At 73.4% G+C, this 24,643-nt stretch carries 21 protein-coding genes and 1 pseudogene; 17 read left to right on the plus strand and 5 right to left on the minus strand.

Going from position 1 to position 24,643, the window contains the following annotated elements:
• Window positions 1-211: 211 nt before the first annotated feature.
• From CP968_RS32890 to CP968_RS32905, 4 genes are all read left to right on the plus strand, one after another.
• The gene (locus tag CP968_RS32890) at window positions 212-1,858 is read left to right on the plus strand and encodes an MFS transporter (RefSeq protein WP_373304074.1); all 1,647 of its coding nucleotides are present in this window, start codon (window positions 212-214) and stop codon (window positions 1,856-1,858) included.
• Complete coding sequence (locus CP968_RS32895; RefSeq protein WP_150521443.1) at window positions 1,858-2,391, plus strand: MarR family winged helix-turn-helix transcriptional regulator; 534 nt, start codon at window positions 1,858-1,860, stop codon at window positions 2,389-2,391. Before CP968_RS32890 ends, CP968_RS32895 begins: the two co-directional genes overlap by 1 nt.
• Window positions 2,392-2,427: 36 nt before the next feature.
• Complete coding sequence (locus tag CP968_RS32900) at window positions 2,428-3,195, plus strand: dienelactone hydrolase family protein (protein ID WP_150521444.1); 768 nt, start codon at window positions 2,428-2,430, stop codon at window positions 3,193-3,195.
• Window positions 3,196-3,527: 332 nt separating this feature from the next.
• Window positions 3,528-4,190 (plus strand): deoxynucleoside kinase, encoded by a 663-nt coding sequence (locus CP968_RS32905; protein WP_150521445.1) that lies wholly within the window; start codon window positions 3,528-3,530, stop codon window positions 4,188-4,190.
• Between the two features lie 384 nt (window positions 4,191-4,574).
• On the opposite strand, the gene CP968_RS32915 is transcribed toward CP968_RS32905, so the two are convergent.
• Window positions 4,575-5,198: a TetR/AcrR family transcriptional regulator gene (locus tag CP968_RS32915; protein WP_150521446.1), complete on the minus strand. Its 624-nt coding sequence runs from the start codon at window positions 5,196-5,198 to the stop codon at window positions 4,575-4,577.
• Between the two features lie 135 nt (window positions 5,199-5,333).
• Between CP968_RS32915 and CP968_RS32920 the strand changes: the two genes are divergently transcribed.
• From CP968_RS32920 to CP968_RS35470, 8 genes are all read left to right on the plus strand, one after another.
• Window positions 5,334-6,482, plus strand: a complete 1,149-nt coding sequence (locus tag CP968_RS32920) for an FAD-dependent oxidoreductase (protein ID WP_150521447.1) — start codon at window positions 5,334-5,336, stop codon at window positions 6,480-6,482.
• A 139-nt stretch (window positions 6,483-6,621) separates the two neighbouring features.
• Entirely contained in the window at window positions 6,622-6,747 is a 126-nt protein-coding gene (locus CP968_RS35465; RefSeq protein WP_268253277.1) for a hypothetical protein, read from the plus strand.
• 6 nt (window positions 6,748-6,753) lie between these two features.
• Window positions 6,754-7,977, plus strand: coding sequence for a methyltransferase domain-containing protein (locus tag CP968_RS32925; protein WP_229886469.1), 1,224 nt, complete (start codon window positions 6,754-6,756; stop codon window positions 7,975-7,977).
• A gap of 83 nt (window positions 7,978-8,060) precedes the next feature.
• On the plus strand, window positions 8,061-8,753 hold the full coding sequence (locus CP968_RS32930) for an alpha/beta fold hydrolase (protein ID WP_150521448.1): 693 nt from the start codon (window positions 8,061-8,063) through the stop codon (window positions 8,751-8,753).
• 77 nt (window positions 8,754-8,830) lie between these two features.
• Entirely contained in the window at window positions 8,831-9,004 is a 174-nt protein-coding gene (locus CP968_RS34305) for a hypothetical protein (RefSeq protein WP_167536904.1), read from the plus strand.
• A gap of 174 nt (window positions 9,005-9,178) precedes the next feature.
• The gene (locus CP968_RS32935) at window positions 9,179-9,742 is read left to right on the plus strand and encodes a papain-like cysteine protease family protein (RefSeq protein WP_150521449.1); all 564 of its coding nucleotides are present in this window, start codon (window positions 9,179-9,181) and stop codon (window positions 9,740-9,742) included.
• Between the two features lie 9 nt (window positions 9,743-9,751).
• The gene (locus CP968_RS32940) at window positions 9,752-10,633 is read left to right on the plus strand and encodes a hypothetical protein (RefSeq protein ID WP_150521450.1); all 882 of its coding nucleotides are present in this window, start codon (window positions 9,752-9,754) and stop codon (window positions 10,631-10,633) included.
• 330 nt (window positions 10,634-10,963) lie between these two features.
• Window positions 10,964-12,793, plus strand: coding sequence for an IPT/TIG domain-containing protein (locus tag CP968_RS35470; protein ID WP_150521451.1), 1,830 nt, complete (start codon window positions 10,964-10,966; stop codon window positions 12,791-12,793).
• 185 nt (window positions 12,794-12,978) lie between these two features.
• On the opposite strand, the gene CP968_RS32950 is transcribed toward CP968_RS35470, so the two are convergent.
• Both CP968_RS32950 and CP968_RS32955 read right to left on the minus strand, forming a co-directional pair.
• Complete coding sequence (locus tag CP968_RS32950; protein ID WP_150521452.1) at window positions 12,979-13,266, minus strand: STAS domain-containing protein; 288 nt, start codon at window positions 13,264-13,266, stop codon at window positions 12,979-12,981.
• Complete coding sequence (locus tag CP968_RS32955) at window positions 13,266-17,438, minus strand: SpoIIE family protein phosphatase (protein WP_150521453.1); 4,173 nt, start codon at window positions 17,436-17,438, stop codon at window positions 13,266-13,268. Before CP968_RS32955 ends, CP968_RS32950 begins: the two co-directional genes overlap by 1 nt.
• Window positions 17,439-17,646: 208 nt before the next feature.
• On the opposite strand from CP968_RS32955, the gene CP968_RS32960 reads away from it, so the two are divergent.
• Window positions 17,647-19,023 (plus strand): PP2C family protein-serine/threonine phosphatase, encoded by a 1,377-nt coding sequence (locus tag CP968_RS32960; RefSeq protein WP_150521454.1) that lies wholly within the window; start codon window positions 17,647-17,649, stop codon window positions 19,021-19,023.
• Window positions 19,020-19,376, plus strand: coding sequence for an STAS domain-containing protein (locus CP968_RS32965; protein WP_150521455.1), 357 nt, complete (start codon window positions 19,020-19,022; stop codon window positions 19,374-19,376). The genes CP968_RS32960 and CP968_RS32965 overlap by 4 nt, the downstream gene beginning before the upstream one ends.
• Window positions 19,377-19,588: 212 nt before the next feature.
• Here CP968_RS32965 and CP968_RS32970 read toward each other — a convergent pair whose 3' ends face one another.
• Window positions 19,589-21,109, minus strand: coding sequence for a chitinase (locus CP968_RS32970; RefSeq protein ID WP_150522283.1), 1,521 nt, complete (start codon window positions 21,107-21,109; stop codon window positions 19,589-19,591).
• 463 nt (window positions 21,110-21,572) lie between these two features.
• Here CP968_RS32970 and CP968_RS32975 point away from each other — a divergent pair, with 463 nt between their 5' ends.
• The 3 genes and pseudogenes from CP968_RS32975 (at window position 21,573) to CP968_RS32985 (ending at window position 23,522) form a co-directional block, all read left to right on the plus strand.
• Window positions 21,573-22,013, plus strand: coding sequence for a hypothetical protein (locus CP968_RS32975; RefSeq protein WP_150521456.1), 441 nt, complete (start codon window positions 21,573-21,575; stop codon window positions 22,011-22,013).
• Window positions 22,014-22,048: 35 nt separating this feature from the next.
• Window positions 22,049-22,156 (plus strand): annotated as a pseudogene (locus tag CP968_RS35755) (SMI1/KNR4 family protein); the annotation flags it as partial.
• A gap of 61 nt (window positions 22,157-22,217) precedes the next feature.
• A complete protein-coding gene (locus tag CP968_RS32985; protein WP_150521457.1) occupies window positions 22,218-23,522 on the plus strand; it encodes a M48 family metallopeptidase in 1,305 nt (434 codons plus the stop codon).
• Window positions 23,523-23,728: 206 nt separating this feature from the next.
• Here the strand turns inward: CP968_RS32985 and CP968_RS32990 are convergent, their stop codons facing one another.
• Window positions 23,729-24,634, minus strand: a complete 906-nt coding sequence (locus tag CP968_RS32990) for a S41 family peptidase (protein ID WP_150521458.1) — start codon at window positions 24,632-24,634, stop codon at window positions 23,729-23,731.
• Window positions 24,635-24,643: the final 9 nt, after the last annotated feature.

Below are 24,643 nucleotides of genomic sequence, written 5' to 3' on the forward strand. Positions count from 1 at the left end.
GCCGGCCCGAGCCCACGCCGTTCGCCTCGTCTCCCGAAGCGGACTAAATTGGTTGAAGTCAAGCAAGTAAGTCGGCCATGACGTCCCAGTGGAAGTGATCCCCGTGGGAACAGGCCCGCACCCTCCAGGGCGACCCCTCACCCCTTCCCCCCGCTACAAATGGGTCGCGCTCTCCAACACCACCCTCGGCGTCCTCATCGCCTCCATCAACATGTCGGTCATGCTGATCGCGCTCCCCGACATCTTCCGGGGCATCGGCGTCGACCCCCTCCAGCCGGGGAACACCGGGCTCCTCCTCTGGCTGATCATGAGCTACCTCGTCGTCACCGCCGTGCTCGTCGTCAGCTTCGGACGGCTCGGAGACATGTACGGCAGGGCCCGGATGTACAACGCCGGATTCGCGATCTTCACCGTCTTCTCGGTGCTGCTGTCCGTGACCTGGATGCACGGCACGGCGGCGGCGCTCTGGCTGATCGCCATGCGCGTCCTGCAAGGCGTCGGCGGTGCCATGCTCATGGCGAACTCCAACGCGATCCTGACCGACGCGTTCCCCTCGCACCAGCGCGGCCTCGCCCTCGGCCTGAACCAGGTCGCCGGCATCGCCGGCTCGTTCCTCGGACTGATCATCGGCGGACTGCTCGGGCCGATCGACTGGCGGCTCGTCTTCCTCGTCTCCGTGCCCTTCGGGGTCTTCGGAACGGTCTGGGCCTACCTCCGGCTCCGCGACACCGGGGTCCGCTCGCCCGCCCGGCTCGACTGGTGGGGCAACATCACCTTCGCCGTCGGGCTGATCGCGGTGCTGGCCGGCATCACCTACGGCATCCAGCCGTACGGCGGCCACCCCATGGGCTGGACCAACCCGGCCGTGCTCGCCACCATCGCCGCGGGCATCCTCGTCCTGATCGTCTTCTGCGTGGTGGAGACCAAGGTCCCCGCGCCGTTGTTCCAGCTCAAACTGTTCCGGATCCGGGCCTTCACCGCCGGCAACCTCGCCAGCCTGCTGGCCTCGCTCGGCCGCGGCGGCCTGATGTTCATCCTGATCATCTGGCTCCAGGGCATCTGGCTGCCCCGCCACGGCTACGGCTTCTCCGACACCCCGCTGTGGGCCGGCATCTACATGCTGCCGCTGACGGTCGGGTTCCTGGTGGCCGGACCCGTCTCGGGCTGGTTCTCGGACCGCTTCGGGGCCCGGCTCTTCGCGACCGGCGGCATGCTCCTCGCCGCCGCCACCTTCGCCGCGCTCCAAGCGCTGCCCGTCGACTTCAGCTACCCGTACTTCGCGGCGATCCTGCTGCTCAACGGCATCGGGATGGGACTGTTCGCCGCCCCCAACCGGGCCGCCGTCATGAACAGCCTGCCGCCCGACCAGCGCGGGGTCGGAGCCGGAATCAGCACCACCTTCCAGAATTCGGCCATCGTGCTCTCCATCGGCATCTTCTTCTCGCTGATGATCGCCGGCCTGTCCTCGTCCCTGCCCGGCGCGCTCACCGGCGGGCTCACCGCCCAGGGCGTGCCGGCGGCCGACGCCGCCCGGGTCGCCGCGCTGCCGCCCGTCGGGGTGCTGTTCGCCTCGCTGCTCGGCTACAACCCGGTCGGAACCCTGCTGGGCTCCGGGGTGGTGGACCGGCTGCCGCCGGGCAACGCCTCGTACCTGACCGGCCGCGAGTTCTTCCCGAAGCTGATCTCCGGCCCCTTCGAACAGGGCCTCTCGGTCGCCTTCGGCTTCGCGATCGCCTGCTGCCTGATCGCCGCCGTCGCCTCCCTGCTGCGCGGTGGGCGCTACGTGCACGACGAGGCGGTGGCCCGGGAGGCGGAGGCCACCGCGCGGACGACGGCCAAGACGGCCAAGAGGCCGTGATGGACCCGACGGGCACCGCCGGCCGGGCCGTCGGTGCGGCCGGTACGCCGGATGTGCCGGACCGACCGGGGGCACCCGGCGCACCGGACGCCGTGGAGCTCGCCGAACGGCTGCGCGGGGCGATCCAGGCACTGGTGCCGCTGGTCCGCGGGCACACCGCGCACCCCGACCTCACACCGAGCAGGCTCACCGCCCTCGGGGTGCTGGACGCCGCCGGGCGCCCGCTGCGCATCGGCGAACTGGCGTCCCGTACGGGCATCGCCCTCTCGACCGCCTCCCGCATGGTCGACCTCCTCGCCGACTCGGGCTGGATCGACCGGCAGCCCGACCCCGCCGACCAGCGCGCCTGTCTCATCGGGCTCAGCGCGGCCGGGCGGGCCGTGCTCGGTGCGGCCCGCCGGGAGACCACCGGCGCGCTCGCCCGGAAGATCGCCCGGTTGGACCCCGACCAGCGGGGCGTCTTGCGCCGGGCCCTGCCCGCACTGGAGGCTCTCTCCCGACCGGGCGGCGAACCCGCCCCGGACCGCCGCTGAACCGGGCCGGCCGGCCCCTCTACGGCGAGGACCCCCATGTACGACGCGCTTCTGGCAGAGACCGTCACCTTCACGGGCCACGGCGGTGACCGGGTGGAGGCCTACGCGGCGCGCCCGCTGGCACCGGGCCCGTTCGGCGGCGTCGTGGTGATCCACCACATGCCCGGCTACGACCGCGCCACCAAGGAGATCGTGCGCAGGTTCGCGGCCGAGGGCTACGCCGCCCTCTGCCCCAACCTGTACAGCCGGGAGGCCCCGGGGGCGAGCCCGGAAGAGGCCTCGGCCATCGCCCGGTCCCGGGGCGGCGTCCCCGACGAACGCCTCGTCGGCGACGTCGCGGGCGCCGTCCGCGAGCTGCGCGGGCTGGCCTCCTCCAACCAGCGGGTGGCCGTCGTCGGGTACTGCTCCGGCGGCCGACAGGCCCTCCTGGCCGCCTGCGAGCTGGACCTCGACGCCGCCGTCGACTGCTACGGGGCGTTCGCCACCCGGCTTCCGCCCGAGGACTTCCCGCTCGCGGTCACCCCCGTCACCCCGCTGCTGCCGGGCCTGTCCTGCCCGCTGCTCGGGCTGTTCGGCGCCGAGGACACCACGCCCTCCCCGGAGGAGACGGCAGAGCTCGAAGCGGCCCTGAAGGCCCGGGGCAAGGAGTACGCGTTCCACACCCTGGCCGGAGCCGGGCACGCCTTCTTCGCGGTGGACCGCGAGCGCTACCGCCCCGAGCCCGCGCTGGAGGGCTGGCGACTGCTCCTCGACTTCCTCGCCCGGCACCTCGCCACGGACAGCGGGGCCCGCGCGACGCGGTGAGCACCCGGCACGCCCCGCCCGGGGGTCCGGTCGGCGCGCGCACCCTTGCGGGGCCCACGCGCCGACCGGGGCGGCCGCATGGTCATTTATGCTTCAAGGCGGTGACGGGGCAGTGCCGCGTCACCGTACGCGACCACCTCGAACCGGCCCGTCGGGCCGGGCGGGGCGGGTCGCTTGCGTGGCTTGCGTGGGGACCTTGGTCCGGACGGGACCACATGACGCTGATCGTGAAGGGCTCGGGGAATCGAGTGACCGCCGGCACGCGTCCCGGTGGTGTGGGGCGCCCGGCTCCCGCCGCCAGCGAACAGAAGGCCCCCAGGGAGAAGTGAGGTATGCCAGTGATCTGCGTCGGCGGCATGATCGGAATCGGCAAGACGAGCGTGGCCGAGATGCTCGCCAAGGCACTGGGCAGCGAGGTCTTCTACGAGAGCGTGGAAGACAACCCGATCCTTCCGCTCTTCTACACGGCGAGCCCCGAGGAGATCCAGGCGAAGCGCTACCCCTTCCTGCTCCAGCTCTACTTCCTGCAGACGCGGTTCGCCTCGATCAAGGAGGCGTACAAGCAGGGGGACAACGTCCTGGACCGGTCCATCTACGAGGACTGGTACTTCGCCAAGGTCAATCACGACCTGGGCCGGATCAGCTCCCTGGAGATGGGGGTGTACGAGGGACTGCTGGGCGAGATGATGCGCGAGATCGACGGCCTGCCGTACCGCAAGGCGCCCGATCTCATGGTGTACCTCAAGGCGGACTTCGAGACGGTGCTGCACCGCATCGGGCTGCGGGGCCGTGACTTCGAGCAGGACGAGAGCCTCGTCGCGTACTACCGGACCCTGTGGTCCGGATACGACGACTGGGTGCACAAGCACTACTCGGCCAGCGAGGTCCTCGTCGTCGACATGAACCGCACCGATGTCGTGAACGACCCCGAGGACGCGGCCCGCGTGGTGCGGGAGGTCAAGGACGCCCTGGCGGCGGCCAGGCGCCGGAGCTGAGCCGACCGTTCCCCGCGGCCGTCGCACCGGTGGCGTGGACGGCCGCGGCGGGCGGTCCGGTCAGGGGGCGGGGCGGGGGCCGCGGGGCCTGAACCGCTCCACCCCCACGGTGTGCCGCACCTGACCGGCCGCACGATCACCGCGACCCGCAGCTCTCCCGGCATGATCCGCTCGAAGCGCTCGCTGCCCAGGTACTTCCGGGCCAGCCGGTCCATCCGCTCGTGCGCCTCCCCGCCCGTGACGAAACGGGACACCACACCGCTGATCCGGACGCGGTCGAAGGGATCGGCGGCGACAAGCCAGGCCGCGGCCGCCGGGCCCGGGCACGCCCGGTCGGCGGCCGCGGCCCTGCCCGCTCGCGGGCCCGGTCGTTCCGCTTCCCGCTCAGGCGGGGTCGGGTCCGGGCCGGGTGACGGAGGCCGTCCAGCCCTGCTCCAGCAGGAGGCAGGCCTGCTCGATGGCGGCGACGGGGTCGGGGCGGGTGCCGGCGAAGGCGAGGGTGTCCAGGGTGAACCGGGCGTAGGCGGCGCAGAGGAGGTCGTCGTGCGGGCGGCCGGTCTCGTCGGCCAGGGCCGAGGCCAGTGCGGTCTCGTGGCGGAGGGACATCGCACGGGCGTACGCGCGCAGGGCCGGTGTCTGTCGGACGAGCTGCCGCAGACCGGCGAAGCGGGGGTCCCGGGTGTGGGCCGACGTGACGAACCCGGTGAAATGGGACCGCAGGGCCTCGGGGATCGTGCGGCCCGGGGGCCGGTCGGTGACCGCGCGGATCAGGGCCTCCTCGTTGTCGGCGTCCTCGTCGAAGACCAGGGCCTCTTTGCCCTGCGGGAAGTAGTTGAACAAGGTCGACACGGACACGTCGGCGACTTCGGCGATCTCGCGGACGCCCACGTGCTCGTAGCCGCGCTCCAGGAACAGCCGCAGCGCGGCGTCGGCCAGCGCCTGCCGCGTGGCGGCCTTCTTGCGTGCGCGCCGCCCGCCCGAGGGTGCTCCGTCGATCGTCTCGTCCATGCCCCGAACCCTACCGCGAATATTCGAACCACTGTATTTGTGGAACAGTTGCATGTTTGTAGTCGTTCGATATATTAGTCGGGCCGGACACGACCGCGGCACGGGCCGCATGCCGGCACGACAGAAGGGACCCCCATGAACTCCGTGGCACCCGCGCGGGCCCGCATCAGCATCATCGGCGCCGGACCGGGCGGCCTGACCTGCGCGCGCATCCTGCAGCGGCGCGGCCTCGCGGTCACCGTCCACGACCGCGAGGCCGGCCCCCGGGCCCGCGACCAGGGCGGCACCCTGGACCTGCACGCCGACAACGGCCAGATCGCCCTGCGCGAGGCCGGCCTGCTGGACGAGTTCCTCGCGCTGGCCCGCCCCGAAGGCCAGGAGATGCGCCGGCTGGACCCGGCCGGCACGATCACCTCCCACCAGGTCCCCGAGGCCGGAGAGCTCTTCAAGCCCGAGATCGACCGCGGCCGGCTGCGCGACCTCCTGCTGGGCTCCCTCCGGCCGGGAACCGTCCGCTGGGGCCGGACCCTCGACTCGGTCACCGGCCCCGCCGACGGGCCCCGCCGACTGCACTTCGCCGACGGCACCACCGTGGAGAGCGATCTGGTCATCGGCGCCGACGGAGCCTTCTCCCGGGTGCGGGCGGCCGTGTCGGGCGCCGTGCCCGCCTACTCCGGGGTGAGCTTCCTGGAAGCGTGGTTCGACGACGTCGAGAACAGCCACCCCGAGATCGCCGCACTGGTCGGTCAGGGCGGCGCCCACGCGGCCGACGGCGAACGCGGCATCTTCGCCCAGCGCAACGGCGGGGACCACATCCGCGTCTACCTCGTCCAGCGGGTCCCCGTCGACTGGATCGGCCGCAGCGGCCTGACCCTCCGGGACACCGACGGCCTGCGGACCCTGCTCCTCGACCGGTACGCCCACTGGTCGCCGAGCATGCGCCGGATGATCACCGACAACGACGGCCCCTACGTCCACCGTCCGATCTTCGCCCTGCCCGTCCCGCACACCTGGGAGCACCAACCGACCGCGACCCTGCTCGGCGACGCCGCGCACCTCATGCCCCCGCTGGGCGTCGGCGTCAACCTCGCCATGCTCGACGCCAGCGACCTCGCCCTGGCCCTCGCCACCTCGCCGACCGTCGGCGAGGCCGTCCGCACCTACGAGCAGACCATGCTCCCGCGCTCCACCGAGACCGCCGGGATCCTCGAAGGCGGCGCCGCAGACCTGCTGTCCGACGAACTCACCGCCCCCGACGCCGACGACCACGCCGACGGCGACTGACCACGACCACGCCGACAGCCACGACGGCCGGGCCCGGCGCTGAAGGTCTCGTGGCGCCGACAACGCGCCCGGTTCGCGCCCTGCCGTATCCAACCTTCCGGTTCTACCGTTGGGGGTTCGGACCCGTGAGGAGGCTGCTGTGACAGGGATCGTGGACGGCAAGCACCGGTCGCCGATCGGTGACGACGGACACCAGCCGAACCGGCCGCTGCCGCCGCCCCCACCACCGCCCCCACCGCCCGCCGGTCCCGGCAAGCAGGCGTAGCAGCCCGTGGCCGCCACGCCGCACCGCAAGACGCACGCTCCCGACCCCGACCCGCTCGTCGACGGGCTGCTCGTCGCGGTCCGCGAACAGCTCGGCGGGCCCCCGCCCGCCCGCCTGCGGCAGGCGTTCCACCGCGTGCGGCGCCACCGGTTCCTGCCCGGCCGGATCTGGCTGCGGGACGGATCCGGTGGCTACGAGCCCGTCGACCGTGCGGCCGACCCCGACCGGTGGGCGGCGGCGGCCTACTCGGACGAACCGCTCGTCACACGGTTCACCGACGGTCAGCCGTCCTCGTCCGCCTCGATGCCGTCGATGGTCGTCCGCATGCTGCTCTTGGCCGGCCTCGGCGAACCCCGGGGGAGTCGGCAGGGCGCCGGCGCCCGGGTGTTGGAGCTGGGCACCGGCACCGGGTACAACGCGGGCCTGCTGTGCGCGCTGGTCGGCGACCGGCAGGTGACCACCGTCGAGCTCGACCCCGTACTCGCGGCCGAGGCGCAGGAGAACCTCAAGGCGTCCGGCTGCGCTCCGACGGTCGTGGTCGGGGACGCCGCGGACGGGTGGCCGCCGGGCGGCCCCTACGACACGGTCCTCGCCACGTTCTCCGTCGACCGCGTCCCGCCGGCCTGGCTCGGGCAGGTCCGGTCCCCGGGCGGGCGGATCGTGGTCCCGTGGGCCTCGGCCTGGTGCACGTACGGCACCCTCGCGCTGACGGCGGGCCGGGCGGGCCGCGCCGAGGGCCGGTTCCACTCCTTCGCCTCCTTCATGCAGATGGCCCGCCCGGACCCGGACCGCCCCGAAACGGCCGGCCCGGGCTCCGTGCCGAAGCGGTGCGGGCCGCGGAGCGGTGCGAGCGCAGCGGCGTGCGCGTCGACCACGTTGTCGCCGTGGGCGGTGGCGGGCGGGGACCTGGACGCCGAGTTCCACATCGGCCTCGCCGTCCCCGGCGCTTCGTTCGCCTGGGACACCAGCGGTGAGCACGCCCCCACCCGCCTCCTGGTCGACGACGCCACCACCGGCTCCCGGGCGACCGTCGACTACGACGGCCGCTCGGCGGCCGCCTTCTCCGTCACCCAGGCCGGGCCCCGGCTCCTGTGGGACGAGGTCACCACGGCGTTCCGGAGATGGGAGGAGCTCGGCCGGCCGGGCGTCGACCGGTACGGCCTGAGCATCGAGGAGGGAGCGGCCGAGTTGTGGGTGGACTCTCCCGGGACGGCCGTGACCGCCCGCTGACTTCGTCGCCCCCGATCCGGCCCGCACCACCGCACCACCCACGGGCTCGCGCAGTTCGCGGCCCGCACACCAGTGGAGGACCGATGACCGAAGAGGCATCCCGCGGACACGCCGTCCTCGTCCACGGAGGGTTCGTGGACGGCTCCGGCTGGCAGGGCGTGTACGACGCCCTCAAGGCCGACGGCTTCCAGGTGGCCGTCGTGCAGAACCCCGCGCGCTCCCTGGACGGCGACGTCGCCGCCACCCGGCAGGTGATCGACGCGCTCCCGGGGCCGGTCACGCTGGTCGGCCACTCCTACGGCGGGGTCGTGATCACCGAGGCCGGCAACCACCCGAAGGTGAGCTCGCTCGTCTACATCGCCGCCTTCGCCCCCGACACGGGCGAATCGGTGAGCAGCCTGACCGCAGACCCGCCCCCCGGCGCCCCCGTCCCGCCGATCCTGCCGCCCCGCGAGGGCTTCCTCCTCCTCGACCGGAACAGGTTCGCCGCCTCCTTCGCCGGTGATCTGCCCCGCGCCCAGGCCGAGTTCATGGCGGACGCGCAGGTCCCCTGGGGCGTGGACGCGCTGGCCGGCGCGGTGTCCCGGCCGGCTTGGCGGACCAAGCCGTCCTGGTACCTGATCGCCGCCGACGACCGCATGATCCCGCCGGCGGCCCAGCACGCGATGTCCCGCCGGATCGGGGCGCGGACCGTCGAGGTCGGCGCCAGCCACTGGGTCCACATCTCGCAACCCGAGGCCGTCGCCGCGCTGATCCGCCGGGCGGCCCACGGCTGACCCCGACGAAGGCCGGCCCGGTCGAGGGACGCCGGGGCGGTTCGCGTCAGCGGCCCGAAGACGGGCATGAGCACCCCATGCCGAACAGCCTTCCCCCGCCCGATGACGCACCAGCCGCCACGAGCGGCCCGCCCGAGGCCGGCAGCGGCCCGCCGCAGGGCGCGTCGCCCGCCTCGGAACTGCTCGCGCTGCTCGACCCGCGGCGCCGGAGCGAGCCCGAGAAGATTCCGGGCCAAGAGCCCCTGTTCTGAACCCCCGCCATCCGGTTCGGGCCCACGGTCCCCGAATCGCGCGATTACCTGACAACCCACCGGTAAGGGTGAAATTGCACCGAGAACCCTTTGTGCCCCGGACATGATGCGCTGTCATATTCCTGCCAGATTGCCCCGTTCATCTCGGTGTACCCACCAGGGGAAGGCAGGAAAATGGGCAGGTTCAGGTACGGAACCACGGCGTCGGCCATCGCGCTGGCCGCTTTGGGATCGCTCGCGGCCGCGGGAGGCACGGCGCACGCGGAAGCGGGCCAGGACAGCATCACCATGCTGAAGCAGGAGAAGTCCCAGTGGTGCTGGGTCGCCTCCGGGCTGACCATCGCGAAGTTCCAGGGCTTCGGCTCCACGCAGACGGACTTCTGCAGCCGGGCCCAGCCCGCCTACGGCTGCAACAACCAGCCCGCCACGCTCGACGACATGGCCAGGGGCTGGAACAGCCTCGGCATGACGCACACCGGCTCGGGTCTGAACAGCGCGGCCACGTTCAACCAGGTGTACACCGACGTCAAGGCGGCCCGGCCGATCGGTGCCCGGATCGGCTGGACCTCGGGCGGCGGCCACATGAACGTGGTCTACGGCTTCGACACGTCGAACACCACCATCGCGGTGGCCGACCCGTGGCCGGACACCACCACGTACACCTGGTGGAACTACAACGACTACGTGAGCAACAGCTCGTCCAAGTGGACCCACTCCCGCATCGGTATCTCCCGCTAGGCAGGCGACATGCGCGACATCAGCGGCACCCCATCGTCCGGCACGCGGTCGGCCTCCGGCCTCTCCCGCCTGTCCCTCGTCATCGCACTGAGCGCCTCCGCTCTGCTGTCCGTCGTCGGCCCCGCCCACGCGGCCCCGGCCAAGGACCCCCTCCCGGCCGACATCCCCGACTACCAGGCGGCGCTCAACGCGGTGAAGTCCATCGCCGTACGCGACACCGTCTGCCGCTTCCTGCGCACGCCGGTCCCCACCGGCGACGCCGGCGGACGGGTGCAGGCCCTTCCCGATACGGCCGAGCCGTGCCGGGGACTCCCGGCCTTCACCATCAAGGATCCGGTGGCCCTGAACGAGATCACCGCCGGGTTCGTCGCCGGCACGGACCAGCCGCTGCCCACCAAGGCGGTCAAGCTGACGCAGCTGGTCTCCTCGCTGAGCACCGCCGTCAACGGCCGCAACGCCACCGTCATGCTCGCCCCCACCCAGGGCGGCGGCTGGCACCTGGCGGGCGTGCGCGACGGCGACAACGACGCCGCGTACGCCGCAACGGCCACGGTGGGCACGCTGGTCTTCACCGAGCCGCAGATCCGCGGCTGGTACCAGCTCGAACTCCTCACCGTCAAGCCGCTCAACGACCAGGCCAGGCAAGGACTGGACGGCCGGGCATCGGTGTCACTCAGCGAGTACCAGAAGCTGGTCAAAGCCCGCTACGCCGACAAGCTCCCCGGTTCGCCGTACGACACCCAGGGCTACTCCAGCGGCAACAGCACCGCGCGCCCGCAGGACGCCGCCCCGTCCTCCACCCTGCTCCTGGCCGGCGGGTCCGGCGCGACCCTCGCCCTCCTGGGCGGAGCCGCCGTGCTCCACCGCCGTCGGCGCGCGGGCGCCAGCTGATCCCGATACCCGCCCGCCGGATCGATCGGCCGACAGAGAACGTCTCCGATCCTTTCGCAATCGCGTGCGAGAGGGGGCGCTGATCGGCGAATTCCCCCGGGCCCGCCAGCACTATCCGGCATTCGCCGCCCGCGCCGGGCCCGTCCCTGCGATGCTTCCGCCGCTACCTCGGGGCCCGTTGGCCTCCAACGGGCCCCGAGGTACCCGTGCGACGGGGGCGCCGACGTACCACGCGGCGCCCGACTCCGTCGTACGCGAGCGTCCGGTACCGGCTTCCCAGGAGTCTTCACCTCCGGCCGCCACCGGGCGGAGGCGAGAGGGGGGAGTCCGATGTCTTCGACTGCTGTGGGGAACCGGCCGCGCACCCGGTGGCGGCGCCGGCTGGTGGCGGTGGCCGCGTCCACCGCGCTGACCGCCGGGGGTCTGACAGTGCTGGCGGGCCCGGCCGCGGCGGACGGGGTGTGCGCCGACCCCGTCGTGGCGGGCGGCACCACCACGATCACCTGCGCGGCAGGCGGTTCCGGGAGCGTCACCGTGCCCGACGGCTATTCCAGCGGGGTCGTGACCCTCGAAGGCGCCGGCGGCGGGAACGCCGCCGACGGCACTGCGGGAGGCAAGGGCGCCCGGCTCGTCGCGACCCTCCCCGTCACGCCGGGAGAGACGTTCGACGTCACCGTCGGCAGACGCGGGGCCAACGGCGCCTCGAACCCGCAGTTCGGCGTGCCCGGCTTCGGCGGCGCCCTCGTCGCCGTGACCACCGCCACCGGGGCACCGCTGCTGACCGCCGGCGCCGGCGGCGGCGCGGGCGGAGCGGGCACAGGCACCCCGGCCTACCGGGGAGCGGTCGGCGGCGACAGCGGCAGCCCGGGCGCCGACGGCAACGGCCTGACCCCCGAGGCCCAAGGCGGCGCCGGCGGGGGAGCGGGCACCGCCACCGCCGGCGGCGCCGCGGGGGCCGGAGGGCCCGGAGTGGACAACGAGGGCCCGAACGGCTCCCCGGGCGCCCATCCGAACGGCCCCGGCGGCGCGGCCGCACAGAGCGTCTTCAGGCCGACGGGTGCCGGCGGCCGAGGCGGAGCCGGATACGGCGGCGGAGGCCGGGGCGGAGGCGGTGGCAGGTACGGCGCCACCGGTGGCGGGGGCGGCGGCGGAGGCGGCGGATCCAGCCTGGTCTCCGGAACGGTCCCCGGCTCGCCCGTCACCCTGATCGACGGAGCCAACGCCGGGGACGGGCGGATCGTCTTCGCCTTCACCCCCGCCCCGACCGTCACGGCCGTCAGTCCGAACACCGGGCCCGCGGCCGGCGGTACCGAGGTGACCGTCACCGGCACCGATCTGACGGACGCCGCCCTCACCTTCGGCCCGGGCAACCCGGCGACCGGCGTCAGCTGCACCCCCACCTCCTGCACCGCCGTCGTGCCGGCCGGGACCGGCACCGTCGACGTGCGGGCCACCACCGCCGGCGGCGCCAGCGCCCCGTCTCCGTCCGGGCGGTACGTCTACCTTCCGGCGCCCGTGGTGACCTCGCTCAGCCCGTCCGCCGGCACCACCGACGGCGGTACGGCCGTCACCGTCAGCGGCACCGGCCTGAGCGGCGCCACCTCCGTGACCTTCGGCCCCGGCAACCCGGCCACCGGCCTGTCCTGCACCGCCACCGCGTGCACCGCCACCGCGCCCGCCCACGCGGCGGGCCCCGTCGACGTCCAGGTCACCACGCCCGGCGGCACCAGCGCCGTCGTCGGGGCCGGCCGGTACACCTACCAGCTCGCGCCCGCCGACATCGACGTCGACCTGACCGCGCAGCCGGGCCTGAGCCTGCTGGTCCCGTACATCACCTACACCCTCACCGCCCGCAACACCGGCCCCGGCACGGTCACCTCGGCCACCCTCACCGCGAGCCTGCCGCCGGGCACCACCGCCACCGGCCTGTCCCCGGGGTGCACGACCGGCGCGGCCACCGTGACCTGCGCCCACGGCACCCTCGCCGCGGGCGCCGGTTCCGTCAAGACGTTCCGGGTACCGGTCGGCCTGCTCACACTGGGCCGCGTCTCGGTCACCGGCACGCGCACGGCGTCCGCGCCGACCGACCCCAACCCGCTCAACGACAGCGCGACGGCCCACTGCACGGTCATCTCCGTCCTCCTCGTCACCTGCCCCTGACACCGCTCGGCGCGCCGACCCCGGAGGGCCGGACTGGACGGGGGCCTCTTTCCGGGACCCGGGGAGAGGCCCCCTGGAGTCCGCGCGCCGCTCACCGACCGAGGGACGCCGCCACCGGCAGGTGATCGCTGCCGGTGGCCGGCAGGGTCCACGCGCTCGGTGGCGAGGGCCGCGGCGAGCGACCGCTACCCGCCGTGGACGGTGGTGAGGTCGCTGAGGCCGGAGATGGTCAGGACCGGCTCCAGGAGCGGGTTGGTGACCAGCTCGATGCGGTCGGCGTGCGGGAAGAGCACGCTGAGACCGGCGCTGTCGAGGTACTCGACACCGGTGAGGTCCAGGACCAGCGGTCCGGCCGTGCCCGCGAGGGCGGCGGCCAGCTCCCCGGTGTTGCTCATGTCGATCTCGCCGACAGCGGTGAGCAGGGCGGTACCGTCCGGCCGTCGTCCGGCGGTGAGGGTCAGGGGAGTGGTCATCAGGCGATCCTCGTGTGCATGTCGACGGTGGTACCGGACGGTCCGGGAGTGACGGTGACCCTCTGCATCAGCGCGCGCATCAGGCCCATCCCGCGACCGCGGTGGGCGTTGAGCTCGGGCTGCGGGGCTTTCCAGCGGCCGGTGTCGGCGATGGTCAGGTGCAGCTTGTCGACGTACGCCTCGGCCCGGAAGTAGATCGTGTCGCCGGGGGCGTCGCGGTGGCCGTGCTCGATGGCGTTGGCACACGCCTCGCCCGCCGCCACCAGGACGTTCTGCACGGTGGTGGGGGGCAGGTCGCACTGGTCGAGCCAGCCGCGCAGCGTCTTGCGGACGGGGGCGAGCTGGGACGACTCGGCGGGGAAGGACATCTCCAGCGGGGCCGGGTGGCGGTACAGCAGCAGCGCGACGTCGTCGTCGTAGCCGCCGGACGGGGCCAGCCGGGACATGACGTCGGTGGCCAGGTCGTCGACCGAGGTGTCCCGGCCGTCCTGCAGGGCCTCGCTCGCCTGGTCGATGCCCGCACTGAGCGGGCGGCGGCGGCGTTCGACGAGCCCGTCGGTGTACAGCAGCAGCGTCGACCGGGCCGGGATGGTGCAGGCGCCCTCGGGGCGCTGCTTGCCGGGCCGGACCGCCAACGGCAGCGAGCGGCCGTCCTCCAACAGCTGCGACGTGCCGTCCGGATGGACCAGGATGCCGGGCGGATGGCCGGCGCTGGAGTACGTCAGCTCACCGGTATCGGCGTTGAGCACGCCGCAGAACACGGTGGTGCAGACCGCGCCCGGCACGCCGGCGGCGAACTGGTCCAGGGCCATCAGCGTCTGGGCCGGGCTCGCGTCCTGGAGCAGCAGGGCCCGGCAGGCGCTGCGCAACTGGCCCATGACGCTGGCGGCTTCGAGGCCGCGCCCGACGCAGTCGCCGACGACGATGCCGATCCGGCCGTCCGGCAGGGTGACGGTGTCGTACCAGTCGCCGCCGACCTCCAGGGGCTGGGTGGCGGGTTCGTACCGCACGGCGAAACCGGCGGGCAGCTGGGCGGGGCCGAGGATCGCGCGCTGGAGCGCGATCGCCGTCTCGCGCTGCTGGTCGATCTGGTGGGCGCGGCTCAGCCCCTGGGCGAGGTGACCGGCCAGGAGGGACAGCAGCAGCTGGTCCTCGTTGGTGAACGGCCGGTTCTCGCCGAGGTCGATCCACAGGGCGAGCGGGCCGTCGGGGAACTCCAGGAGGATGCCGGCCCCGGTGTGGTCGGCGACCGGGGTCAGGATCGGGCCCTGGCGCAGGACGTCGAGGGTCTCGCGCCGCACGCCCGGCAGCTCCGGCCAGGTGAGCGGTGCGCCGGTGGAGGTCAGCGTGGGCGCGTCGCCGTGGTCGAAGACCGCCGCCACGACCGACCGGGCGCGCCACAGCTTCTGCAGCTCGCCCAGCGCGCCCGACAGCGCCTCGGGGAGGCTGGTGGCGCGCGACAGGCAGGTGCTCAGGGCCGCCAGCGCGCTCTCGCGCTGGATGGCGTAGTGCTCGGCGGTGACGTCGCGGAAGGTGCCGACGGTGACGCGGCGCCCGGTGTCGGGATCGTCGACCTGGTTGAAGGTGGCCGTCGCCCACAACCGGTGCCCGTCGCTGTGGGTGATCGGAATGGTGTACGAGCCCTTGGTGCTGCCGAGCAGCAGCGCGAAGGCGTCGCTGACCTGCCGGTGCGCCTCGGCGTCGGTGGCGGCGTCGGGCCACCAGGGGTGGATCGGCCGGTAGGGCAGGCCCTCGGGTCCGTACCCGAGGATGTCGGTGAACGCCGCGTTGATCTCGATGACGGTGCCGTCCTCGTCGCAGACGAAGAAGGCCTCCTGCAGCGAGTCCACCAGCGCGGTGCGCCAGCGTGCGTGGTGGCTGCGCAACCGGGCCAGCTCTATCGTCGCCCGTACCCGGGCGAGGAGCTCGGCGGCCGCGAACGGCTTGACGAGGTAGTCGTCCGCGCCGGCCTGCAGGCCCTCGATCGACGCCTCCTGCCCGGCGCGGGCGGACAGCAGCAGCACGGGCACCGAGGCGGTGCGCGGGTCGGACCGCAGCGCAGCGACCAGGGCGAGCCCGTCGAGGTGCGGCATCATCACGTCGCTGACCACCAGGTCGAAGGCCTTGGCGCGGACGGCCGTCAGTGCCTCGCGGCCGTCGTTGACCGCACTGACCTGGTATCCGGCACCGCGCAGCAGGCGGATGAGGTACTCGCGCATGTCGGCGTTGTCGTCGGCGACCAGGACGTGGAGCGGGAGCGCCGTCCCCGGGGCTCCTCCGTCCGAGCTCCCGTCGGCGACGGGCTTGACGAGGGCGGGCGTCGTCGTGGTCTGCTCGCCCGGCAGCCAGCGCAAGGCCTCCTGGACGAAGGGGTCGGTCGCGGCCGGAGCGGCGCCGGTGGCCGCCTCCGAGACCACGGCGTCGGCGGGCAGGTGCGCGGAGCCGAAGGGCAGCCGGATGGTGAACCGGGTGCCGCGGCCCTCGGCGGACGTGGCGTCGATTTCCCCGCCGTGCAGCCCGACCAGCTCCTTCACCAGGGCCAGGCCGATGCCGCTGCCCTCGTTGGAGCGCGACCGGGCGTTCTCGATGCGGTGGAACCGCTCGAACAGCCGGGGCATCTCCTGCGCCGCGACCCCGATGCCGGTGTCGTCGACGGTCACCACCGCCGCACCGTCCTCGGCGCCCACCGCTACGCGGATCGTGCCGTCGAAGGTGAACTTGAGGGCGTTGCTGAGCAGGTTGAGGACGACCTTCTCCCACATGCTCCGGTCGATGAACACCGGTTCGGGCAGCGCGGCGCAGTCGACCCGGAACTCCAGACCGGCCCGGTCGACGGCGGAGCGGAACACGCTGGCGAGCTCGCCGGTGACCGCGGCCAGGTCGACCGGCTCGTAATGGGCCTGCATCCGGCCCGCCTCGATGCGGGAGAAGTCGAGCAGGGTGTTGACCAGCTTGCCGAGCCGCAGCCCGTTGCGGTGGACGACCTCCAGCTCCTCGCGCACGCGCGGGTCCGCGTCCGTGAGCCGGTCCCGCAGCTCTTCCACCGGTCCCATGATCAGGGTGAGGGGGGTGCGGAACTCGTGGCTGATGTTGGAGAAGAACGTCGTCTTCGCCCGGTCCAGCTCCGCGAGCTCCTCCGCGCGCCGCTGCTGCGCCTGGTAACTGCGGGCGCTGGCGACCCCGGTGGCGACGTGCCCGGCCACCAGCTCCACGAAGCCGCGGTACCCGTCGTCCAGGTCCCGGTAGCGGTTCAGGCCCACCACCATGAAGCCGTACGGGTCCCCGCCCTGCTGCCGCAGCGGCACCACCAGCGCCTGGAGCGGCGCCTCCGGCCATCCGCCCCGTGGCAGGTCCGCGAACACGGCGCCGTCCAGCGGCACCAGCGCGGAATCGCCCCGGGCCGCGGCGACCGTCGGCCACACGCCGTGGGCGCCCGGGGGCAGGTGGTCCACGGCGGCGGGGTGGTCGGTCCCGATGCCGGTGACCGCGGCCAGAGCGGCGCCGCCGTCCTCCTGGAAGAGGTAGGTGAGGGTGAACGGCAGGTCGTGCGGGTTGCGGCTCAGCTGCAGGCGGGCGAAGTCGAGCATCTCCTGCTCGGTGCGGACCACACTGGGGTCGGAGCCGAGATCGCGCAGCGTCGCCATCCGGCGTTCGCCGATGACCCGCTCGGTCTCCTCGCTGACCACGCACAGCATGCCGACGACGACGCCGTCGTCGTCGCGCAGCGGGCTGTAGGAGAACGTGTGGTAGCTCTCCTCCTGGTACCCGGAGCGCTCCACGAACAGCAGCAGTCCCTGGTCCCAGGTGGCCTCGCCGGTGGTGAGCACGGTGTCGATGCGGGGCCCGATGTCGCTCCAGATCTCCGCCCACACCTCGCTCGCCGGCCGGCCCAGCGCCCACGGGTACTTCCGGCCCAGGGTGTCGCGCCGGTAGGCGTCGTTGCAGAAGAAGGTGAGTTCGGGTCCCCAGGCCATCCACATGGAGAACTTCGACGACAGCAGGATGCTCACGGTCGTCTTCAGGCTCTGCGGCCAGCCCTCCGGATCCCCGAGCGGCGAGGTCGCCGCCCAGTCCACCAGGGCCAGATCCCGGCCGACCGTCTCGTCGGCGGTGAACACCTCGGCCCCGACCGCCGCCCTCGCCGCCGGATCGGCACCCTCGGAACGCGTCACTGCCCACCCCTTCGATCATGACAGCCGATGCCCGAGCGCAGCCTGCCGGCTTCCATTGTGCTGGCCCCTCCACCCGCCGCGGACCCGTGACCGGGAGGTTCCCGTCCGACCGCCGGATCGTGGGGAGGAGCTTGTTGACGTGAACCGTAGGATAGGACAGCCGCGCCGCGGTCCAACAGGCGAGGCCAACAGGAGGGGCGGGGGCGACATGACGGGGGCCGGTTACGCCTTCCACCACGGGGACGCGGAGGCCGCGGCGGCGGCCGAGCAGCGGCGGCTCGCCGCGGTGCGCCGCTACGCGGTCCCGGACACCCCGTCCGACGGCACCTTCGACAAGATCGCCTCCCTCGCGGCCCGCATCTTCGACGTCCCCATGGCCACGGTGGCGATCGTGGACAGCGACCGCGTGTGGTTCAAGGCGGCGCACGGCCTGCGGGGCATCGGGGAGATCCCCCGCGACCCGGCCACCGGTACCGGCCCGCGCGTCTGCGCCGCCGCTCCCGACGAGCCGCACTGCGCCTGCCCCCTCGCCTACGACGAGCCGTACGTCGCCACCGACGCCCGCACCGACCCGCGCACCGCCGCCGGGCCCCTCGTCCACGACGACCTGGACGTGCGCTTCTACGCCGCCGCCGCCATCACCACGGCCGACGGCCACCGCCTGGGCACCGTCAACGTCCTCGACACCCGCCCCCGCCGTCCCACCGACGACCAGCTCGCCGCCCTCCAGGACCTGGCCGCACTCGTCATGGACGAACTGGAGCTGCGCCTGTCGGCCCTGCACACGGTCGCCGCCGAACGCGAACGACGGGCCGACGCCGAACGCCTGGCCCGCACCCTCCAGCGCACCCTGCTGCCCCCGGCCCTGCCCGCCGTGCCGGGACTGCACGCGGCCGCCGCCTACCACCCGGCCTCCGTCGACGAGATCGGCGGCGACTTCTACGACCTGTTCCCCCTCGACGACGGCCGCTGGGCGTTCTTCCTCGGCGACGTGTGCGGCAAGGGCGCCGAGGCCGCCGCCCTGACCTCGCTGACCCGCTACACCCTGCGCGCCGCCGCGATCTACGACCCCGATCCCTGCACGGCCCTGGCCAACCTCGACGCCGTCCTCAAGGGCGAGTACCAGGGCGACACCCCGCGCTTCTGCACCGCCGTGTTCGGCGTGCTCGACGCCGCGTCCGACGGGTCGTTCACCGTGACCCTGGCCGGCGGGGGCCACCCCCCGACCCTGGCGGTGCGCGCGGACGGCACCGTCGAGCCGGTGTCCACCGCCGGCGGCCAGCTGATCGGGCTCCTGCCCGACCCCCACTTCGTGCAGGCCACCACCCGCCTCGCCCCCGGCGACGCGCTGCTGCTGTACACCGACGGGCTGATCGAGGCCCGTACCGCGGACGGCAGCATGCTCGGCGAGGAGGGCCTGGCCCGCCATCTGACCGGCCACGCCGCCCGCGGAGCCGACGGCCTGTTGGCCACGGTGCACAAGCTCTTCACCGATCTGGGAAGCGGAGTGAGCGACGACACCGCGCTGCTCGCCCTTTCCGTCCCGCCCCGCCGCACACCCCGAGCCGCCCAGGAGAACCGGTGACCAACCGCACTCTGACCGCCACCCGACACACGCACCCCGGCGGCGCCGCCGTGGTGGAGGTGGCCGGCGAACTCGACCACCACACGGCGCCGGAGCTCACCCGCGTCATCCAGGAGACGCCCTTCGGCCCGGACGCACCCGTGCTGATCGACCTCTCCGCGCTCACCTACTGCGACTCCACCGGCATCACCGTGCTCGTCATGGCCTACCACCGCGCGTGCAAGGTGGACGCACCCCTGTTCCTCGTCGGGCTGAACACCGACCTGATGCACGTCTTCCGCATCATCGGCCTCGACCAGCTCTTCAGCTTCCAGCCGACCGTGGAAGACGCCGTCAAGTCCCACCGCGGGTAGCGCGCCCCTCGCCGACGCCGCGGTGCCCTCGATCCCGGCCCGGCCGACAGGGCCGGGCCGGCGTGCGTCCGGGCCCCGGCCGGCCCGCGACCGGGCCGGGTGGGACAGCGGGAGCGGCCCGTCCCAGAGGGCTCCCCCCTGGGACGGGCCGGTCACGCGGCCGACGGGCGGCACACGGCGAAACGATCAGTCGGGCCTCGCCGCCCGGGGGTTCAGCAGGCGCCCAGGTCCTGCCAGACGCCCCACTGACCCGTGGTGCCGGGCTCCTCGCCCGTCGTCCACCACTTGGCCTTCCAGTTGTGGCCCTTGTGCGCGACCTGCTGGCCGCCGGTGTAGACGGAGGACGTGACCCACGGCGCGGCCGTGCAGGCGGTCGTGCCGCCGGTGACGGTCAGGGTGAGGACCGCCGCGTGACCCGCCGAGGCGCTCGCCCCGTTGACCACGATCTGGTACGTCCCCGACACCGCGGCCGCCGTCGCGGCGACCGTGAGGGTCGACGAGCCGCCGGCCGTCACCGAGGCCGGGCTGAGCGAGGCGGTGACGCCCGCGGGCAGCCCGCTGACCGTGAGGTTCACCGGCTTCGCCGTACCGGCGGTCACCGCCGTCGACACGGTCGCGGTGGTGGAGGCGCCCGCCGCGACGGTCGCGGCGGCGGGCGTCACGGCCACCGAGAAGTCGTCGGCGGGGGCGGTGGTGCCGCTGGTGAACGGCGCGAAGACGTGGGAGAAGTCCCAGGTGTTCTGCTGGATGCCGGAGCAGTTGTCGGCGGCCGCGCCACCCGGGCAGCCGCCGTTGTCGCGCTGGAGGGCCCAGAAGGACAGCGTGTTGACGCCCTTGGAGACCGCCCAGTCGTAGACCGTGCGGGCGTTGGCGAGGCTGAGCGTCTCGGCCGGGCCGAAGTCGTCCACGCCGATCATCTCGGTGATGCCGACCGAGCCCCAGAGCTGCGCGGGCGTCTTGGCCGGATACAGCTTGGCGAGCTGGTCGTACAGGCCCTGCGCGGCCGTCTTGGTGTCGGCGGCCATGTCGTGGGCGGCGTTGTCGTAGTAGTCGAAGGTCATGAGGTTGACGACGTCGACCCGGGCGCCGTTGGCCACGGCGTTCTTGAGGACGTTGAGCCCGCTGGCGGCGAGGCCGCGGGTGGTCGTCGGCAGGGTGTACGAGACCTCGATCTTGCGGCCGTTGGCCGCGGCCCAGTCCTGGAGCACCTTGATGGCCTTGTTGCGCCGGTCGATGCCCGCGGTGTTGTCCAGCGAGTCGACCTCGATGTCCATGTCGAGCCGGGTGACGTCGTAGGTCGTGATGACCTTCTGGTAGACGGCGGCGATCTGGTTGACGTCGGTGCAACTGTCGGCGATCTCGGTGCCGGTGGTGTCGGCCGTGTACCCGCCGAAGGACGGGATGACGTCACCGCCCCGGGACTGGATCGTCTTGATGTCGGCGCCGAAGGAGGACGCGGCGACCGGGGTGCCGGTGTCGCCGTTCCAGTACGCGGTGCACGAGCCCTTCGCGGCCGTCTGCAGGAACGCCATCGTCAGGTGCTTGGCGCCCGACTGGGCGCTGAGGGCGGCCGGGCTCTCTCCGGTCCAGGCCTCGAAGTACGGGGCGAAGACGTGCGCGGGGAGCGGGGTCGCGGCCTGGGCGGGGGCGGCGGTGGTCGCGGCGAGGCCCAGGGCGGCCACGGCGGTGACGGCCGCGGTGAGGGCGGAGCGGAGCGGCCGTAGACGTCTCATCATGGGCAGTCCAATGCTTCGTGGGGGGAGGAGTGCGGGAGGGCACGGGGCACGCCAACGCCGTTGTTGCGCACCGCTGTCGAGCTACCGAAGCGGCAGGGTCACCGCGGCGTCAATGACCGTGCCGATGACTTGACCAGAACATGGACTAGACCAATGCCGTGGTTCGTTGAGTGGTACATCCGGTCACGTCGGCAGGTACGGGAGCGACGCGCGCGACCGGACGGATTGGTCCAACGGGCCGCACCCCGCCGGCCGGTCGGCGCCGACGTTCCGGGGCTCGGGACCGGCGGCCGTCCGGGCGGGGCGGTACCCCGCCGCCCGATGTGCCGGCCCGACGGGCGGTGGCGCCGGGCTGACGGCGGGCCGCGGGTCGGGTTCGCGGGCCGGGTTCTCACAGCGGGGGGAGCGGTTGCCGGGGCCCCGGTACGCGGGTGGCCGCCGGGCAGGCTAGTTTGCTCGGATGAGTCTTCTTGATGATGTGGCCGAGCGCGACGGCTGGCGTTGCTGGGTGTGTGACGAGCCGGTCGACCCCGACGAGTCGGTGAACGACCCGCGCGGGCCGAGTGTCGACAGCCGGACCGCCGACCGAAAGGCCAAGGTCGCCGAGCGGCTCGCGCACCGCGGGTGCAACACCCGCAAGGGTGCGGTCAAGGTGGTCATCGCCTGGCCGGAGCGCCTGTACGTGGTCGAACCCGCGCCGCTGATCGCCGTCGCGGACAGGCTCCAGCGCAAGGGAGGCCGCGAGATGGTGGGCCGTTGTCCTACCAGGAAGGACGCCCGGGCGGCAGCGGACTGGCTGGTGGACCGGTTCTCCCGACTGGTCCCGGGGATGCCGGTCACCGCGGACATCGAGGCGGGCGGCGGCCAGTTCCTCGTCATCCTGGCCACGGGCCGCCGCTGACCGCGAACCGCCCGCGGTCACCCGCCCGCGTCATGCTCACGTCCCTGTACCGGGAGGTCGCCGACGGCGGCTTCGGCCCTGCCTATCAGCTGCTGCCACTGCTCGGTCCGGGCTCCAGCGTCGTGGACGCATACCTGACGCGCGCGGACCACTGTGCTCCGCGGTCGGAGAAGGATAGGCGGGGGCACGAGGGGGATTGAGATCGTGGGAAGAGCCGATGACCTGGCAGAGCGCGTCGGCACGTCGTGCCCGGAGTGCGGGGCGGCCGTGCCCGTCGACGAGCGGTACGTGGTGTGGTGCGCCGTCTGCGACTGGAACGTGGATCCCGGTGCGCCCGATCCGGAGCCCGGCTGGATCGCCGCGGCCCGGCGGAGGATGGCCCGGAAGTACGGTGAGCAGCTCGCAGCGGAGATGGAGCGGGACGGCGGGTCGTTCGGCCGCGTGAAGCGCGATGCGGGCACGCTGCTGGCGCTCTCGATCGCCGTGCTCGTGAACGCCGGGACCGTGCTCCTCGCCGTGGCGGGGGTCCTGTTGCTGGTCCTGGGCTGGGACACCGGGATCCTGCCGGCGGTCGGCGCCCTGATGCTGGGCCTGGCCTGGGTCATGCGGCCGCGGCGCATGCGCCTTCCGCAGGAGGGGCCGTTGCTGTACCGGGCTGATGCGCCGGAGCTGTTCGCGCTCATCGACGAGGTCGCCGGCGTCGTGGGGACGACCGGGGTGCACGTGGTGGTGGTCGAAACGGAGGCCAACGCCTCGGTCACGACCTACGGTCTGCGGGCGCGGCGGGTCCTCACCATCGGCCTCGGGCTCTGGGAGGTCCTCTCGCCCCAGGAGCGGGTGGCCCTGCTCGGGCACGAGCTGGGGCATTTCGCCCATGGGGACACCCGCCGCGGCGTCTTCATGTCAGACGCACTGCGTGCACTGGCGACCTGGCGCTACGTCCTGACGCCCATTTCGTCGGGCGGCGTCGTGGACCGGCTGGTGAGCGTGCTGGCCTTCCTGCCTCTGACGGCCGTCATCGGGCTGCTGTCGCTCCTGGACCACTTGACCCTGCGCGAATCGCAGCGCGCTGAGTACCTGGCCGACGTGAGCTCGGCCCGGGCCGGCTCCACCGTGGCGGCCGTGGCGCTTCTGGACCGGCTCCTGCTCTGTGGCTCCGTCGCGAACTACCTGCGTCGGGAGTCGGTGGCGGCCCGGGGCAAGGGCGGGCCGGGCAGGCTCCCGGTCGCTGCGCGGCCGGAGGACGGGTTGTGGGAGCGGCTGGCCGAGTACGTCGCCGGTGTGCCCGAGCACGAGTACGAGCGCCTGCGGCGGGTGGCGGCCCGGCGCGGGCACGGCGTCGATGCCACGCACCCGCCCACCCATCTGCGCCGCCGGTGCGTCGAGGTGCCCGGCCCCTTCGCGCCGCAGGTCCCGTACGGCGCCGCACGGGCGGCCGCGGTGGCCCGCGAACTGGGCCCGGCCCGGGCCCTGCTGGCCCGGGAGGTCATCCGCGACCACGCGGGCTGACGAACTCGTGCTGTGGGGAGCAGGGATCAGGGGGTCACAGGGCCGCCGGTCGATGTGATCGCCCGACTCGTGCCCGCCGTAGGGGGCTGTCGGCGCAAGACCGTCTGCTCTTCATCGACCACCTCGGCGCCGGCGTGCTGCTGCACAGGGCAGGATCTCCGCGGACCGGGTCGGCCGGGAGGGCCGCGCGGGGGAGCCGGGCCGGGTCAGCCCGACAGCCGGGTGAGGGCCAGGGCGTGGGCGCGGGCGAGGGAGTCGGGGGCGGCGCAGGGGACGTCGGGCTGTACGCCGGTGCCCTCCCAGTTCGTGCCGGAGACGGGGTTGACGGCGCGGCCGACCGGAACGGTGGCTTCCAGGTGCGGGTGCACGGTCCAGCCCTGGCACGGGTGTGCGCCGCCGCGGGTGGCCTCGCCGACGACCACGGCGCGGCCGAGCTGTTGGAGGTCGTACGCCAGCTCCTCGGCGGCGGAGAAGGTGCTGTCGCCGGCCAGCACGTACAACGGCTTGCTGCCGCCGAAGCGCGCGCCGGGAACGTGCGGCAGGCTCCAGGACTGCTCGCCGCGCTCGCCGCCGCGCCAGTGCATGGTGTTGAGGTGGGTGCGCTCGTCGAGCAGGTAGCTGCAGACGAAGGCGACGGCGTCCGGGTCGCCGCCCCGGTTGCCGCGAAGGTCCACGATCAGCGCCCGGGCGCGGGAGGCCAGGGTGAGTGCGGCGCTCAGCGGTTCGGCGGCCCACTCCAGCGGAAACAGCATCGGTGCCAGCTCCACCACGGCGACCCCTCCGTCGAGCAACTGCACCCGGGGCGCACCGCCGAGGGAGGCGTCGAAGTCGCGGCGCATGGCGTCCCGGGTGGCCGCCCCCTGCTTCGGGGGGACCGGGACGGTGTGGTGCTTCAGTCTCAGGTGCCGGTCGCCGTTGACGGACTGCAGGTCGGCGGTGACCAGCCGGGCGAGCTCTTCGGCACCGTCGACGTCGTAGGCGCCCTCGGTGAGGCGTCGTCGCAGCAGGGCGGACAGCTGTTCGGCTATCCCGGGGAAAACGTAGTGCTCGGTCAGCAGCCGGGCGGTCTCGTCGATGACAGGGGCGGCCGCGAGCTTCGTCGGTGTCGTCATGGCAGGGAG

The organism is Streptomyces subrutilus (genome assembly GCF_008704535.1).
GTDB classification, from domain to species: domain Bacteria; phylum Actinomycetota; class Actinomycetes; order Streptomycetales; family Streptomycetaceae; genus Streptomyces; species Streptomyces subrutilus.

Excerpts from the sequence above, each read along its gene's own strand:
- CP968_RS32890 (WP_373304074.1), top strand. The coding sequence starts at position 212 with ATGTCGGTCATGCTGATCGCGCTCCCCGACATCTTCCGGGGCATCGGC.
- CP968_RS32895 (WP_150521443.1), top strand. The coding sequence starts at position 1,858 with ATGGACCCGACGGGCACCGCCGGCCGGGCCGTCGGTGCGGCCGGTACG.
- CP968_RS32900 (WP_150521444.1), top strand. The coding sequence starts at position 2,428 with ATGTACGACGCGCTTCTGGCAGAGACCGTCACCTTCACGGGCCACGGC.
- CP968_RS32905 (WP_150521445.1), top strand. The coding sequence starts at position 3,528 with ATGCCAGTGATCTGCGTCGGCGGCATGATCGGAATCGGCAAGACGAGC.
- CP968_RS32915 (WP_150521446.1), bottom strand. The coding sequence starts at position 5,198 with ATGGACGAGACGATCGACGGAGCACCCTCGGGCGGGCGGCGCGCACGC.
- CP968_RS32920 (WP_150521447.1), top strand. The coding sequence starts at position 5,334 with ATGAACTCCGTGGCACCCGCGCGGGCCCGCATCAGCATCATCGGCGCC.
- CP968_RS32930 (WP_150521448.1), top strand. The coding sequence starts at position 8,061 with ATGACCGAAGAGGCATCCCGCGGACACGCCGTCCTCGTCCACGGAGGG.
- CP968_RS34305 (WP_167536904.1), top strand. The coding sequence starts at position 8,831 with ATGCCGAACAGCCTTCCCCCGCCCGATGACGCACCAGCCGCCACGAGC.
- CP968_RS32935 (WP_150521449.1), top strand. The coding sequence starts at position 9,179 with ATGGGCAGGTTCAGGTACGGAACCACGGCGTCGGCCATCGCGCTGGCC.
- CP968_RS32940 (WP_150521450.1), top strand. The coding sequence starts at position 9,752 with ATGCGCGACATCAGCGGCACCCCATCGTCCGGCACGCGGTCGGCCTCC.
- CP968_RS35470 (WP_150521451.1), top strand. The coding sequence starts at position 10,964 with ATGTCTTCGACTGCTGTGGGGAACCGGCCGCGCACCCGGTGGCGGCGC.
- CP968_RS32950 (WP_150521452.1), bottom strand. The coding sequence starts at position 13,266 with ATGACCACTCCCCTGACCCTCACCGCCGGACGACGGCCGGACGGTACC.
- CP968_RS32960 (WP_150521454.1), top strand. The coding sequence starts at position 17,647 with ATGACGGGGGCCGGTTACGCCTTCCACCACGGGGACGCGGAGGCCGCG.
- CP968_RS32970 (WP_150522283.1), bottom strand. The coding sequence starts at position 21,109 with ATGAGACGTCTACGGCCGCTCCGCTCCGCCCTCACCGCGGCCGTCACC.
- CP968_RS32975 (WP_150521456.1), top strand. The coding sequence starts at position 21,573 with ATGAGTCTTCTTGATGATGTGGCCGAGCGCGACGGCTGGCGTTGCTGG.
- CP968_RS32990 (WP_150521458.1), bottom strand. The coding sequence starts at position 24,634 with ATGACGACACCGACGAAGCTCGCGGCCGCCCCTGTCATCGACGAGACC.